9 protein-coding genes are annotated in these 14,728 nt (G+C 63.3%); 3 read left to right on the top strand and 6 right to left on the bottom strand.

Annotation, left to right across the window (positions count from 1 at the left end; genetic code table 11):
- Positions 1–10 precede the first annotated feature (10 nt).
- Positions 11–811, top strand: a complete 801-nt coding sequence (metQ, locus tag AHA_RS04590) for a methionine ABC transporter substrate-binding lipoprotein MetQ (protein WP_011704853.1) — start codon at positions 11–13, stop codon at positions 809–811.
- A 96-nt stretch (positions 812–907) separates the two neighbouring features.
- Positions 908–1,408, top strand: coding sequence for a transcription/translation regulatory transformer protein RfaH (rfaH, locus tag AHA_RS04585; RefSeq protein WP_016349600.1), 501 nt, complete (start codon positions 908–910; stop codon positions 1,406–1,408).
- 225 nt (positions 1,409–1,633) lie between these two features.
- Here rfaH and AHA_RS04580 read toward each other — a convergent pair whose 3' ends face one another.
- From AHA_RS04580 to arcB, 6 genes are all read right to left on the bottom strand, one after another.
- On the bottom strand, positions 1,634–3,610 hold the full coding sequence (locus AHA_RS04580) for a HAMP domain-containing methyl-accepting chemotaxis protein (RefSeq protein WP_011704850.1): 1,977 nt from the start codon (positions 3,608–3,610) through the stop codon (positions 1,634–1,636).
- A 38-nt stretch (positions 3,611–3,648) separates the two neighbouring features.
- Positions 3,649–4,860: an EAL domain-containing response regulator gene (locus AHA_RS04575; RefSeq protein WP_024944322.1), complete on the bottom strand. Its 1,212-nt coding sequence runs from the start codon at positions 4,858–4,860 to the stop codon at positions 3,649–3,651.
- Entirely contained in the window at positions 4,841–9,118 is a 4,278-nt protein-coding gene (locus AHA_RS04570) for an ATP-binding protein (RefSeq protein ID WP_011704848.1), read from the bottom strand. Before AHA_RS04570 ends, AHA_RS04575 begins: the two co-directional genes overlap by 20 nt.
- Before the next feature lie 149 nt (positions 9,119–9,267).
- Entirely contained in the window at positions 9,268–9,471 is a 204-nt protein-coding gene (locus AHA_RS04565) for a hypothetical protein (protein ID WP_011704847.1), read from the bottom strand.
- A gap of 322 nt (positions 9,472–9,793) precedes the next feature.
- Positions 9,794–11,149, bottom strand: a complete 1,356-nt coding sequence (gene dgt / locus AHA_RS04560; RefSeq protein ID WP_011704846.1) for a dGTPase — start codon at positions 11,147–11,149, stop codon at positions 9,794–9,796.
- Between the two features lie 28 nt (positions 11,150–11,177).
- Positions 11,178–13,490: an aerobic respiration two-component sensor histidine kinase ArcB gene (gene arcB, locus AHA_RS04555; protein WP_011704845.1), complete on the bottom strand. Its 2,313-nt coding sequence runs from the start codon at positions 13,488–13,490 to the stop codon at positions 11,178–11,180.
- Between the two features lie 207 nt (positions 13,491–13,697).
- Between arcB and AHA_RS04550 the strand changes: the two genes are divergently transcribed.
- Positions 13,698–14,696: a DUF2860 family protein gene (locus AHA_RS04550; RefSeq protein WP_011704844.1), complete on the top strand. Its 999-nt coding sequence runs from the start codon at positions 13,698–13,700 to the stop codon at positions 14,694–14,696.
- Positions 14,697–14,728: the final 32 nt, after the last annotated feature.

Raw genomic sequence — 14,728 nt, 5'->3', positions numbered from 1 at the left:
AGGAGGTTTTATGAAATTTGGCATCAAATCCGTTGCGGCAGCCCTGCTGGCCACTCTGGTACTGGCCGGTTGCGGTCAAAAAGAAGAGAACAAGACCCTGAAAGTAGGCGCCATCGCCGGCCCCGAAACCGAACTGGTTGAAGTGGCCGCCAAAGTGGCCAAGGAGAAATACGGTCTGACCGTCGAGGTGGTCAACTTCTCCGACTACGTCACCCCGAACGTGGCGCTGAACGATGGCAGCATCGACGTCAACGCCTTCCAGCACAAGCCCTATCTGGATGCCCAGATCCGTGATCGCGGCTTCAAGCTGGTGCCGGTCGGCAACACCTTCGTCTACCCGATCGCCGGTTACTCCAAGAAGATCAAGGCGCTGAGCGAGCTGAAAGATGGCGCCCAGATCGCGGTGCCGAACGATCCGACCAACCTGGGCCGTTCCCTGATCCTGCTGGAGAAACAAGGTCTGCTGAAGCTCAAAGAGGGTGCCGGTCTGGAAGCGACCGTGCTGGACATCGCCAGCAACCCGCGCAACTTCAAGATCGTCGAGCTGGAAGCTGCCCAGCTGCCGCGCTCGCTGGAAGACGTGGACTTGGCCATCATCAACAACACCTTCGCCGGTCAGATCGGGCTGACCCCGACCGAGAACGGTCTGTTTGTTGAGGATAAAGAATCCCCCTACGTCAACCTGATCGTCGCCCGCGACAACAACAAGGACGACGAGAAGGTCAAACAGTTCGTACAGGCTTTCCAGACCGACGACGTCTACAAGAAAGGGCTGGAACTGTTCAAGGGCGGCCTGGTGAAAGGTTGGTAATCACTCACTCGGCAAAAAAGGCCACGCAATGCGTGGCCTTTTTTTTTGCTGCCGTTATCATATCGGCGAGCACGGCAACACGAACATATTCAGCACATGAAAAAATGGTATCTGGCCTACTGCAAGCCAAAAGAAGAGGCCCGCGCCCGCGCCCATCTCGAAGCCCAGGGGATCGAGTCCTATTACCCCATGGTGGAAATTGAAAAACTGCGGCGGGGCAAGCGTGTCCCGGTGCGGGAGCCCATGTTCCCCAACTACCTGTTCATCTATGTGGATTTGGAAGAGGTCACCCCGGTCACCCTGAAGTCGACCCGCGGCATCAGCCGCATCATCCACTTCGGTCGAGAGTGGACCTCCATCAGCAGCCAGCTGGTCTATCAGCTGATGAGTCGGGACGACAGCGACGAGGCCCGCGCCAGCTACGCCAGCCTGCCGACTCAGGGCGACAAGGTGCTGATAGAATCCGGTCCGCTGGCCGGCTTCGAGGCCATCTATCTGGAGCCGGACGGCGACAAGCGGGCGATCCTGCTGGTGAGCCTGCTCAACCAGGAGACCAGCAGCAGCTTCGACAACCAGTCCTTCCGCCGGCTGGACTGACGTGCAGACTACCATGGCGAGAAGCACCTTATTCCTGCTGGTGAGCCTACTCAACCAGGAGACCGGTAGCAGCTTCGACCACCAGTCCTTCCACCGGCTGGACTGACCCGGCAATCGACGTCGAACTCCCGCTGGCTGGCCCGAGCAATCCTCTCTTGCACCAGCGAGGCTAAAAAAACGGGGCAGGCCCAGCGGCCTGCCCCGTTTTTATGGCCCTTGTCAGCCTCAGGCATCCAGTTCGAAGCGGCTGATCACCGCCGTCAAGCGGCCGGTATCCTGCGCCAGCCTGGCCACTATCTCCTCCCCCTGCTGGCTGCGCTGGCTCGACTGCCGGCTCAGGCCAGCGATCTCCTCCACCGTTCCCGCCACCTCCTGAGCCACCCGTGACTGCTGCTCGGTCGCGGTGGCGATGGCCCCCAGCTGGCCCGACAGATCCTGCACCAGCTGCAACATGGCATTCAGGGTACCGGTCACCGAGTCGACGGCGCCGCGCCCCTCCTCCACCAAGCGGGTGCCGCTGCCGACCGTGTTGACGGTCTGGCGAGTCTGCTGCTGGATGCTGGCGATGGTCTGGCTGATCTCCTCGGTGGACTGGCTGGTCCGGCTCGCCAGCAGCCGCACCTCGTCGGCCACCACGGCAAACCCGCGCCCCTGCTCGCCGGCCCGCGCCGCCTCAATGGCGGCATTGAGCGCCAGCAGATTGGTCTGCTCGGCGATGGTGGCGATCACCTCGGTGACGCGTCCCACCTGCTCGCTCTGGCTGCTGAGCTGGCCCATAGCCTCGTTCGCCTCGGCAATCATGGCGGCGATCTGCTGCATGGTGGCAGTCATGCGGGCCAGCTCGTGGCCGCCCTGGCGAGTCTGCTGCTCCGCCTGCTGAGCGGCCCGCGCCGCTTCGGCGATATTGCCCGCCACATCCCGGGTACTGACCGACATCTGCTCGATGGCCGCCGCCACCGTATCGACCCGCTGATTCTGGCTCGCCAGATCGGTGACGATGGCGCGGGTGGTGCTGCCCACCTCGCCGCAGGCCCCGTCCACCTGCCCCACCGCCCCCTGGATCTCCCCCACCAGCTGGCGCAGTTGGCCGGACATCTGGTTGATGGAGCCCGTCAGCCCACCCAGCTCATCCTGACTATGTACCGGCAGAGGGCGGGCCGGCAGCCGGCCGTTGGCCACCAGATCGGCCCGCAGCACCAGGCTGGCGATGTCCCGGGTCAGGCGGCGGCTGAACAGCAGCGCCACCAGGGTGCCCAGCACGATCACGGTCAGGGTGGCCAGCAGCAGGGTGCGATTGATGGCCTGACCGGCGCTGGTCATCTTCTGGCCCATGCTTTCCACCTCGGCGCGGGTCTGGGTCACCTGGCCGGCCAGCTGAGTCGCCAGCTGACCGAGAGCCGGTTCGATCTCGGTCGCCATCAGATGGTTGGCCTGATCCCAGTCGGGTGCCTGTCGCTTGCTGATCACCTGCCCCACCAGCTCGGCGAAGGGGGCCGACATCTCCTCGAACAGCGACCAGATCCCCTTCTGCGCCTCGGTAAAGTTGGCCTCCTGCTGCTTCAGCTCGGCCACCCGCTGCTGGTGGAACTGGTAATAATCCTGGTATTTGGTGCGATAGTCCGGATCGCCGGAGATGAGGAAGTCGCGCAGGGCGGAGAGCGCATTGGAGAGGCCGTTGTAGGCATCCCCCACCTGCTTGAGCAGCAGGCGGCGATCGCCGGGCAGCTGATCCTGCGGGGTGGCCACCTCTTCGTTGGCAAAGGACTGCAGCTGATCGAGGGCCGACTCCGCCAGCGGCCCGGCCTCCTGCAGCATCAGAGTATGGGCGGGCAGGTTCTCGTCGGTATGGGCGATGTCCCACACCTTCTGCTGGCTAGTCTTGAAGTCCTTGAGCGAGCGGGTCAGCTCGGCGGTGAACTGCTGATGCTCGATCACCTGCCAGGCCCCCTCCCACTCCTGTTTGAGGCGGGCGGCCTGCGCCGGATCCTTGCCCAGGATGAGATAGGCCCGCAGAGAGGAGATGGTCGCCACCAGCGCCTTCTGGCTGGCCTCATCCCGTTGCAGGGCGGGCAGAGCCTGCTCCAGCAGGGCGCTGCCCGCCTGTCCGATGCGGCCGAGCTGATGGTAGACGAGGCTGGAAGAGAGGATCACCAGCAGATTGATAAAACAGAAGCTGAGCAGCAACTTGCTTGAAATTTTCATGAACATCCTTGTTTCATTGCGGGCATCCTGCCCGACATTCACTCCCCGAGCAGCGCCGGTAGCCGTTCACGCCAGGAGTCATGCCATCCCAGCAACTCCTCGCGCGGCATGGGCCGGGCAGAGAAGAAGCCCTGGCACACATCGCACCCCAGCCGCGCCAGCAGCCGCCAGGTGAGCTCATCCTCCACCCCTTCAGCGACAGACTTGAGCCCCAGTTTGCGGGCCAGCTCGATGCTTGACTCTATTATGGCCAAGCGGGAGGGGTCCTCAAAGCAGCGATCGACGAAAGAGCGATCCAGCTTGAGCTCGGTGAAGGGCAGCAGGGCCAACTGCTGCATGGAGGAGTAGCCGGTACCAAAGTCGTCGATGGAGAGGCCGAAGCCGTGCATGCGCAGGCGGGTCAGCACCTCCAGCGACTTGCCCAGATCCTTCACGAACGAGCTCTCGGTCACCTCCAGGGTGATGAGCTCGGGGTTGATGCTCCAGCGCTGGCACTGGTTGATCAGGGTATTGCACAGATCCCCCTCGATGAGGGAGGTGGTGGAGAGGTTCATCGACAGGTTGAGGGAGAGCCCGGTCTGCTCCCACAGATGGCCATCGCGCAGTGACTTGCTGATGATCACCTCGGTCAGCTGATCGATGAGGCCGTTGTGTTCCGCCAGCGGAATGAAGCGGGCCGGCGAGATGAGGCCGTACTCCGGGTGCTGCCAGCGCGCCAGCGCCTCCATGCCGACCCACTGGCCGGAGCCGAAGCTCACCTTGGGCTGATACCAGGGCAGCAGCTGATCCTGCTCCAGCGCCAGGCTCAGCTCGTCCAGGGTCAGGCGGTGGCCGTCCTCCTCCTGGGCGCGCTCCTGCTGCGGGCGCCAGGCGCCGATGAGCTGGCTGATCTGCTGCTGGCTGGAAGGCTTCTCGATACGCCCCAGCACCTGCAGACCATAGGCGGCACTCATGCGCAGCACGGCCTCGACCACGTCATCCTCCAGCGCGCTGGAGAGGATGATGCCGCCGCGAAAACCGCCCAGCGAGAGGCGACGCAGCAGCGCCATGCCATCCATGCCCGGCATGCGCAGATCGCAAAACAGGATGTCGACCTGATGACGCTGACACATGGCCAGCGCCTCCACCCCGTCCTGCGCCTCCAGCAGGGAGCCGTAACCGAGCCCGCGGATCTGGTGCATCAACGCCTTGCGCTGGAACGCGTGGTCTTCCACCACCATGATCACCAACTCATGCTGTGTCTTGTTCATCGAGCCATAATCCAATTTCGCATGTAATAGAGTTCATCAGCGCCAGTACCGTCTGACTCAATTCGGTAAGTTCGTCCAGCTGCTTGAGGCGGGCCGCCGCTTCGAGCCGGGCCGCCTCCTCCGCCAGAGCCTGCTGCCCCACCATGCGGGCAGCCCCCTTGATGCGATGCGCCGTCTCCACCAGGGCATAGGTGTCCTGCCTGGCCAGTGCCTGCATCATGTCATCGCCGTCCTGGCGATTGGAATCCAGATACTCCCGCGCCATGCTGCGCGCCACCGCTTCATCGCCAAACAGCGAGATCCAGCACTCCCCCTGCTCGCTGGCCGACGGAACGGGCTGGTCCGGCTCCTGGGTCTGAGGGCTCATCGGCAACCAGCGCACCAGCATCTGATGCAGCGTCTCCAGGGTATAGGGTTTGAACAGCATGTCGTTCATGCCGGCTTCCTGCATCTGCAGGCTGGCCTCTTCGGATGTATCGGCGGTCACCCCGATGACGGGAGCCGACTCCCCCTGTGCCCGCAGGGCCCTGGTCAGACTGTAGCCATCCATCACCGGCATGTGACAGTCGGTCAGCAGCAGGGCGAATGCCTGCCCCTGCCAGGTGCGCAAGGCCTTGTCACCGTCGTCCACCACCTCGGCATCCACCCCGAGGATCGCCAGCTGGCGAGCCAGCAGCGCACGGTTGATAGGGTGATCGTCGGCCACCAGCACCCGTCCCTGCAATTTGGGAGCATTGGCTTCGACCGGGCTGATCGCCGCCTCTCCCAGCAGTTGGTGACAAGTCTCCAGCAGCAGATCGGGATAGAGCGGAGACTGCCCCAGCCGCCACCAGGCCCCCGACCCCATGCGGCCGCGCAGGGCCTCCTGCGGGGAGAGCACTATGCCCTTGAGGGCCGAGCGCTGCAAATGTGTCAGCCACTCGCTGCCCAGTGCCTGCTCGAGCCAGCTCTCTTCTGCTAATAACAAACCACTCACCGGCTGCTGCCACTGCTGCGGATCCAGACGATGCAGCCTGGCCCCCAGCCGCTGCATCGCGCTCTGCAGGGCCACATCCTCACCAAACAGCCACCAATCGTGGCCTGCCAGCGGCGGGGCATCCCACTGACACTCCGCCAGCGGGAAGTCGAAGGTGAGCCGGGTACCGTGCCCTGGCTTGCTCTCGAGCACCAGCGTGCCCCCCATTTTCTGGGCCAGCTGGTGGCAGATGGCAAGGCCAAGCCCGGTACCACCGAAGCGTCGGGTTATGTCGGACTCCACCTGCTCGAACGGGGTGAACAGGCGATCCTGCTTGTCTTCGGCAATGCCGATGCCGGTGTCGCTGACCGCGATGGCGAGCCGCTCCTTCTCAAAGCTGACCTGAATACGGATCTCGCCCCGCTCGGTAAACTTGACCGCATTGTTGAGCAGATTGGAGAGCACCTGCCCCACCCGCACCGCATCGATGCGGGCCTGATCCGGCACCTCCGGCGCCCACTCCAGCGTCACCTTGAGCCCCTTGCCATGGGCCAGAGTGGCGTGACCGCGGATCACGTCGCAGATGACGGAGGCAAGGCGGCAATCCTGATAGTGCAATTGCAGCTGACCCGCCTCTATCTTGGAGAAATCGAGCACGTCGTTGACCAGATAGAGCAGGTTGTTGGTGGAGGTCACCACGTTGCGCAGCAGGTAGCGCTGGTCGTCGTTCAGCTCGCTCATCTGCAGCAGCTCCAGCATGCCGTGCATGCCGGAGATGGGGGTCCTCAGCTCGTGGCTCATGGTGGCCAGGAAACGGCTGCGCACCTGCATCGCCTGCTCGGCATAGGCGCGCGCCTCCCTCAGGTCGTGCTCCTGGTGCTTGAGGGCCGTGATGTCCTGGATCACCCCGTTGAGGATCAGGTGCCCCTCCTCCTGCGGCACGAAACTGCCGCGCACCTGCAGATAGCGGGCCCCCTCCGGCCGCTCCACTCGCACTTCCAGATCGAGCGGGGCCAGGGTCTCGGCATGATTGGCCACCTTGCTGACGAAATCCTGCAGTGCCTCCTCGGTAAAGCCGAACACCTCGCCGCCCGACTCGGCCGACAATATCTCCTGCCGGCTGGCGCCCAGGATCTCGCTCGCCCCCTGCGAGGCATAGAGGAAGCGCCCCTTGCCGGGGCCGAGCCAGAGGTACTGATAGACGATGCCCGGCATGCTGTCGGTGATCTGGGTGAGCCGGGTCTCCGCCTTGCGGGCACGCGCCTCGGCCTCCTTGATGCGGGTCACGTCAGTCAGCACTGTCAGCACCCCCAGCATGTCGCCCTTTGGCGAGCGATAGGGACGCTTGGTGTAAATGACGTGGAACATGGCGCCATCCTGACGGCGGCTGTTGCCCGCCCCTTCCAGCTGTTCGCCGCTCTGCCATACCCCCGACTCTTCGCGCAGCACCCGCTCCCGCTCTCTGGCCGGCATGCGGTCCAGATCGTCGCCATCATCCTGGGTCAGCTCACCGATAAAGGCATCCCGATAGGCCTGGTTGCAGAGGGTGATGCGCTGCTCGCGATCCCGCAGCACCACCATGTTGGGCAGCGAGTTGAGCAGGGTCTGCACGAAGGTCAGCTGCTCGTTCAATTTGTGTTCGGCCAGCTTGCGCTGCACTATCTGGCGGCGCAGGGTCCGGTTCCAGCCCATGAACAACAGCACGCAGAGCAGGAAAGCGCCCACACCGACCGCGGACCAGAGCGCCACAGTGGCAGGGTTGATGCCGGTCTGGATGGTCAGCGCCAGCCACTTGTGCTCCAGCTTGGTCATCTCTTCCGGGCGGATGGAGAGCAGCACCTTGGTGAGGATCTGCTGCAGCATGGGGTCCTGCTGGTGCACCGCCATGGCGACCGGCACCCGCAGCTCGTTGCCGGAGAACACCACCTGATAGCGGTTGTTGAACCCCTTTTGCAGCGCCTGTTCAAGGGTGGTCATGCTCATCAGCACGTAGTCGACCTGATGCCCGTCCAGCAGCGGCAGCAGCTTGGTATCGCTGCTCACCGTCAGCGGATGGGCCCCCACCTCGTTGAGTACCAGCTCCTCCACCGAGCCGCCGACGATCCCCACCCGTCGCCCCTTGAGCTCGTTGAGGTTGTCCAGCTCCTCGCTCCCCTGTCTGGCGGCGATCACCCGGTGGATGAAGGCGTAGTCGGGAGTAAACAGGGAGTATTGACGCCGCTCCGCGGTCGGGGTGATGGCCGGGATGAAGTCCAGCTTGCGCGCCTGGAACAGCGCCTGGGTCTCGGCCCAGCTGCTGGTGGGCACCAGGGTAAACTGCAGGCCGGAGCGCAGGCTCACCAGCTTGAGCATGTCGGCGATGAAACCCTTGAGCTGGCCATTGCCGTCGATCTCGCTCACCGCCGGCCAGTCCGGTGCCACCCCGAAACGCAGGGTCGGATGGCGGGCCAGCCAGTCGAGCTCGCTCTGGTTGAACACGATCTGGCGGGGACCGTTGGCCAGCTCGTAGTCAACTATTCCGCCGGTCTCCAGAATGCGGCGCCGCTCATCCAGCGGAATGTCGTTGAGGGCCAGCTCCAGCAAACCGAGCAGCCCCTGATTGTCGGGCCCCACCGCCATGGCCAGCGAGGTGTCCGTCACCCACTCCGGGGTAATTACCTTGAGCCCGGCCTGCTGCTGCAGGCGCTGCAGGCGAACCAGAGAGGGCAGATCGGAGAGATAGGCATCCGCCAGCCCCTTCTTCACCATGAAAACCGCTTCGTCACTGCTGTCCGCCTCGGTGAGCTGGGTCATGCCGAGCTCCGCCAGCTCTTCACAGGAGCTGAAGCCATGTTCGCACACCCAGCGCAGCTGGCGCGCCGTCGCCAGAGTCGGCTCCCCTTCCTCTCGCGCCAGCAGCACGCCGCGCGGCAGGGTCATCAGATCCGAGGTAAAGCGCATCTTCTGCTGACGCGACTGGCTCGGTGTCACCCCGATCAGCATGTCCACCTCGCCATCGAGCAAAGCCTGCTGGGCGCCGGCATAGTAGGGGTAAGTCTTGTAGCGCACGGTCAGCCCCAACCGGCCGGCAATCAGGGTGGCAAAATCGTCGAGCGGGCCGCTGAAGCCACCCCGGCTATTGGCATAGATGTAGGGCGGCCAGGCCACCGACGGCATGCCGACCACCAGGTCGCTGCGCGAGGCGAGCCAGAGCCGCTCCGCCAGCCCCAGCTGATCCTTGTCCAGGGAGGTTTCTGCCGCAGCCACATGGCTCCAGCAGGTAAACCAGCACAACAAAATGGCGCGATAGCAGAGGCGCAGCATGGGTAACTCCTGAACGGCTTGGAGAGCGATCATAGGGATTTTGGCAAAATGTGCGAATAGAAATTCGTAACAGAACTCGTCCGGATACGAAAAACGGCAGGCTCACGCCTGCCGTTTTCAAGCAAGAAGGGGGCCAAGACCCCCTCTTGTCAGGTTATTCGGTTCCCGAGTCGGAAGCCGGTTTGATATTCCCGCTCACGGATGTGGGCGATCTGCACATTTTGCCCTTCCAGACCGATGTCCTTGAGCAGAGCAGGCGACAGATGCAGGTAGCTGACACGACGCTCCAGCCGGGTAATCCGTTTCTGGACCAGGGTTTCGACGGTGCGCAGCAGGGTCAGTTCGATAGACATAATATTCTCCAGTTGAACGTGCGGTTCCCCCGGAGAGAAGAGATCACCCTGCGGGACAACCGCGGGTGATAAAAAAGCAGGTGTTACCTGTTTCCTCCACGCGGCAGAAAAAGAGCACGAGTCTTCGCGCTGCTGATGCAGCGGTCGAACGCAACGTTTAGCATTGAATGTTGCATATCCGTCTCCTTACCGAGTGAAAGTTGAACAAGTTGCCACAGTCTAAAAAAAGACCGAATTTTATACAAGAACCTCACCCCCCATATGGGGAGGTGAGTCATCTATCAATACTCATCCGGCACAGGCAGGCCCGTGCCGCTCCGGCTCAGATCCCGGACAACAGCCGGAACTCCTCCAGCGCATAGGTATCCGTCATGCCGCTCACGTAGTCGAGCAGCAGTCGCACCCGGAAGTACCACTCCTGCTCCGCCCCGTCGCTGAAGCGCGGATCCCGGCTGGCCACCGCCAGCCGGTATGCCTTGAGATGACGGGCCGACAGCCGATGAAACAGCCGGCGGGCGAAGAACAGCTCGCTGCCCCCCTGCCCGGCCAACAGCCGCTCGAACTGCGCGGCCGGCAGCGCCAGCAGGCAGGCATAGGTGGAGAGCACCCCGCGCAGGGCGGCATAACCCTCCAGCTCCAGCGCCTCTACCTCGGGGCGCATGAACACCAGCTCGCGAGCCACCTGTTTGAGGGTATCGAGCACCCGCGCCGCCGGTGCCTGACCGTGCAGCAGGGCCTGGGGATAGGCGCCGCTCAGGATATGCGGGTGCTCGCTCACATAGGTGTGAGCGGCCAGTTCCACCAGATCCCGGGTCAGCTGCTGGCGAAAATGGGGGAAGAAGCCCCTGTCCGAAGCCGTCGCCGCCGCCAGCAAGCCGGCCATGTAGGCGCCGTCATCGGCCAGTCGCAGCGCCTGTTGCAGCTCGCTCAGGCTGAGGATGCGCCGGTCCACCGCATCCTCGAGATCGGCGATGCAGTAGGAGATATCGTCGGCTGCCTCCATGATGTAGACCAGCGGGTGACGGCAGCCGGGTGCCAACCCCAGGCTCTGGCCGAGGGCGCGGTAGAGGGGTTGTTCACTGAAGAAGATGCCACGCTTGCTAGCCCAGCCGTGATGTTGACCGCCGTGCAGGGGTTGCTGCGGGTACTTGCACAGCGCCGCCAGCTGTCCCAGGGTCAGGTTCAGCTCGTGCAGGCTGTGCACCAGCCGCAGACTCTGGGCATTGCCGTCAAACACCAGCAGATCCTGGCGAAGCGTTGCCCACTGCGAGCTGGGTGCGCTGCCAAGGGCCTCGGCAAACAACCCATCCAGCGCCTGCGCCAGCCACTGGCTCATCACTTGCTCGCCAAAGTGACCAAACGGCGGGTTGCCGACGTCGTGCAACAGGCAGGACATCTCCACCAGATTGATGAAGGCACCCTCGCACACCGACCCTGCCGGCAGGGCTGCCAGAATGCGGCGGCTGATCTGGCGGCCGGTCTCCTGCACCTCCAGCGAATGGGTGAGACGGCTGCGTACCGAGGCCTTCACGTCAAGCGGAAAGACCTGGGTCTTCTGCTGCAGCCGACGCACCGGCGCCGCCTGCACGATGCGGGCGCGGTCCTGTTCGGTCGCCTCCAGCAGATCTTCGTCACCCCAGCGATGGATGCGCTCGGGAGTAATCAAACGGCTATACATGTTGCGGCTCCTTGCCTGCGGCTCGCATCTACGAGAGCAGCCAGCGCTTCAAGCGGGCGATGTCACCCGGACATTCACGGCGCAGCGACTCGATCCAGTCTTCCACGTTCTCCCACCAGGCGGGATGATCCGGGCTCTGGATCAGCTGAGCCAGCTGCTGCAGCCGGCGCAGACCGATGGAGCCGGCCGCCCCTTTTATCTTGTGCGCCTCCTCCACCACGCCGGCCTGATCCCGGGCAATCATGTTGGAGTCGAGCACCGCCATGTAGTCGGGCATCATCTTCTCGAACAGCTCGACGCTGGAGATCAGCACCTGCTTGCCCACGGTATCGGCATAATCGGTGAGGAAGGGCAAGTCCAGCAGCGCATCCTGACTGTCCGCATCCGCCTGTGCGTCCGCCTCATCCTCGGCCAGATCGGCAAACAGGTGGCCAATCACCTCCCGCACCGCCTTCGAACCGAGCGGCTTGTTGATCACATCCTGCATGCCGTGATCCCGGTAGTACTGGCGATCGCCGGTGGCGTTGGCGGTGAGTGCCACCATGGGCGGCAGGCTGTCGCCGTAGCGGGCGAGCAGTTGCTCCGCCACATCGAAGCCGGTCATGTCCGGCAGCTGGATATCGAGCAGGATCAGATCAAAATCGTCGGGATTGGCCATGGCCAGCGCCTGGGCGCCGTCCCGCGCCACCTTGACCTCATGGCCCAGCTTGTTGAGCAGGGCGCAGGCCACAGTCACGTTGAGCTCGACGTCCTCCACCAGCAGGATATCGAGGCAGGGCATCTCGGGTTCGGCCACGGGCGTCTGGGCGGCGACGCAGTCTACCTCCAGCTCGGCGGTGAAGCAGGCGCCCTCGCCCGGATCGCTGTCCACGTAGAGCTGGCCACCCATCGCCTGCACCAGCTGGCGGGAGACCGCCAGCCCGATGCCGGTGCCGGTGGCGTGCTTCTTACCCTGCACCTGATAGTACATGGCAAAGATCTTCTCCTGCTGGGCGCGGGGAATGCCGACCCCGGTGTCTTCCACCTCGAAGTGCAGCGCCAGCTTGCCCGGTGTGTCGGCCGGGTGGGTGAGGCAGCGCACCGTCACCCCCCCCTCGTCGGTGAACTTGACCGCATTGCCCACCAGATTCCACAACACCTGGCGCAACCGGGTCCCGTCCGCCATCACGAACTGCGGCACGTCGCCATCCCGGTCGAAATGCAGATAGAGCCCCTTCTGCTCCGCCTGGATGCGCGACAGCGTCTCCAGCTCGTCGAGGAAGGCAGGCAGGTCGATGGGGGTCGGGGCGATTTCCAGCCGGCGCCGGTCCAGCTTGTCGAGATCGATGATGTCATTGAAGATGTTGCCGAGCGTCACCGCGCTCAGGTGAATGGTCTTGAGCTGCTGGTGCTGCTTGGGATCGAGCGGCGTATCCATCAGCATCCGGCTCAAGCCGACGATGCCGTTGAGCGGGGTGCGCAGTTCGTGGCTGATGGTGGAGATGAAGGTGGTCTTGTCGCGGCTCGCCTTCTCCAGTTTGTCCTGATACTGCTTGCGCTCGGTGATGTCGCGACCAAAACCGAGCAGGCCGAGCCGCTTGCCGAAGCGATCGAAGAAGGGCACCTTGCGCAGCTCGAAGTAGGCCTTGCGACCGTCTGGGTACTCCAGCCACTGCTCATAGGTGAGCGGCTCATTCTGGGCGAAGACCTGCTTGTCGGTCTCCACCACCTTGCTGGCGATGTCGTGCTTGTAGACATCGAACGGGGTCAAGCCGATGAGCTCCGCCTCCACCTTGCCGGTCAGCTCCTCCATGGCGCGATTGCAGCCGGAGAACTGCTCGTCTTCGTTGCGGTAGTAGACCAGATCGGGGGAGCAGTCGATGAAGGAGCGCAAGAGAGCGGTGCGCTCCCCCAGATGTAGCTGGGCTTTCTCGCGCTGGAACACCTCGTTCTCCAGATCCTCGATGGCCTGCTGGCGCAGGGTCTCGGCCCGGTTGGTCTCGGCGATCTGGGCGTTGAGGCGACTGATGTTCTCCTGCAGCTGGCTGTTGAGCTCGAGATCCCGCTCGCGCATGTCCTGCAGCTTGCGCACCATGCGGGTCAGCCGCTGGCGGGAATCCTCCAGCTGATCCACCACGATGGAGAGAAAATAGACGGCCCAGGGGGTGACCAGCAGGCCGAAGAAGACCGAGCGCACCAGGTCGACGATGTCCACGGTGCCGCGCAGGAACAGGGTGACCCCCATCTGGATCGAAACGGCCAGCACTATGATGCCGGTGGCCAGGAACATGCTGAAGCGCACCAGTCCCAGCTTGGTCATCAGGTCGACGTAATATTGCGCCCAGGATTTGATTTGTTTCATCTTATTGTTTTCTCCCCGATATTCGCCGAACAGAATACCAGCACGGCGCGCCGAACTCTTGTGCCGTCGCACGATAAATTATCGGTTAACCTCCTCCGCCCGCTGGGGTAGCATGCCGGAGTCAATTCGGTCAGCCCGGGTTAAGCCTGGCTGGCTATAATGTTCGGCCGTTCAATTCAACCAACTGATATTTCAGGAGTCTCATCGATGCGTAATCTCACCCTGCTGAGTCTTGGCCTGCTGGCAGCCAATGCCGCCCACGCCGATCTGGGCGAGATCCCCAAGCAGTCCGGCTGGTCCGGCTTCCTGCTGGGCGGGGTCAACGCCGTCAGCTACAAGTCCAACTTCTATGCCGGCGATGACAACCACAGTCGCATCAATGACCTCGGTTCGCCCGACAGCGAGAGCGGCCTGACGCCGCTGCTCAACGCCGATATCCGCTACACCTTTGCCGATACCCGTACCCAGATCTTCCTCGGCAACCTGATCCAGGACGCGGTACGCTTCGACTTCACCCAGCAGCTCGGCCTGCGTCAGGAGATGGGTGACAAGGGCATAGTCGCCACCTCGCTGGTGTTCAACGTCATGCCGGTCGAGCTGTGGAGCGATCCCTTCGCCACCGGGGTGGATCGCAGCTCCACCGATGTGAAATCGAAAGGGGCGCGTTTTGCCTGGGACAAGATCTGGGGCAGCAACTTCTACGGCAACCTGACCACCCGGGAGGTGGACATGGATGAGGAGCGCAGCGGCCAGCAGTATGACCAGAGCCACGGCACCCACTACGCCGACATGCTGGATCGCAACGGCAAGATGCACGACATGGAGCTCTCCTACCAGTGGCACTTTGGCGGCAACCAGCTGCTGGAACCGGCCATCGTCTACAAGCAGGCTCGCCTTGACGGCAGCGCCGAGAGTTTCAAGAACACTGGCCTGAAGCTGACCTATGCCAAGCGCGGCCCCCAGTGGTCCTTCGTCAGCAACCTCTATACCGGCAAGCGCAAGTATGACGAGGCGAACCCCATCTTCGGCCAGCGCGCCGATGCCGATGAATTCGCCATCAACGGCACCTTCTTCTGGCACAACCTGTTTGGCGTCAACGCCCTCGCCGCCACCTTCACCGCCGCCTATGCCAACGCCGACTCGGACATCAACTTCTACGACAGCCAGTCCACCCGTTTCAGCACGGGTCTGCTCTACAACTTCTAAACCCGACCCGCACCAACAAACGAGGCCACCCC

This window comes from Aeromonas hydrophila subsp. hydrophila ATCC 7966, from assembly GCF_000014805.1.
Classification (GTDB): domain Bacteria; phylum Pseudomonadota; class Gammaproteobacteria; order Enterobacterales; family Aeromonadaceae; genus Aeromonas; species Aeromonas hydrophila.
Note: the sequence above shows the minus strand (reverse complement) of the source record. Positions and strands in the feature narration are given on the sequence as shown.

Excerpts from the sequence above, each read along its gene's own strand:
- AHA_RS04570 (WP_011704848.1), bottom strand. The coding sequence starts at position 9,118 with ATGCTGCGCCTCTGCTATCGCGCCATTTTGTTGTGCTGGTTTACCTGC.
- rfaH (WP_016349600.1), top strand. The coding sequence starts at position 908 with ATGAAAAAATGGTATCTGGCCTACTGCAAGCCAAAAGAAGAGGCCCGC.
- AHA_RS04565 (WP_011704847.1), bottom strand. The coding sequence starts at position 9,471 with ATGTCTATCGAACTGACCCTGCTGCGCACCGTCGAAACCCTGGTCCAG.
- AHA_RS04550 (WP_011704844.1), top strand. The coding sequence starts at position 13,698 with ATGCGTAATCTCACCCTGCTGAGTCTTGGCCTGCTGGCAGCCAATGCC.
- metQ (WP_011704853.1), top strand. The coding sequence starts at position 11 with ATGAAATTTGGCATCAAATCCGTTGCGGCAGCCCTGCTGGCCACTCTG.
- AHA_RS04575 (WP_024944322.1), bottom strand. The coding sequence starts at position 4,860 with ATGAACAAGACACAGCATGAGTTGGTGATCATGGTGGTGGAAGACCAC.
- dgt (WP_011704846.1), bottom strand. The coding sequence starts at position 11,149 with ATGTATAGCCGTTTGATTACTCCCGAGCGCATCCATCGCTGGGGTGAC.
- arcB (WP_011704845.1), bottom strand. The coding sequence starts at position 13,490 with ATGAAACAAATCAAATCCTGGGCGCAATATTACGTCGACCTGATGACC.
- AHA_RS04580 (WP_011704850.1), bottom strand. The coding sequence starts at position 3,610 with ATGAAAATTTCAAGCAAGTTGCTGCTCAGCTTCTGTTTTATCAATCTG.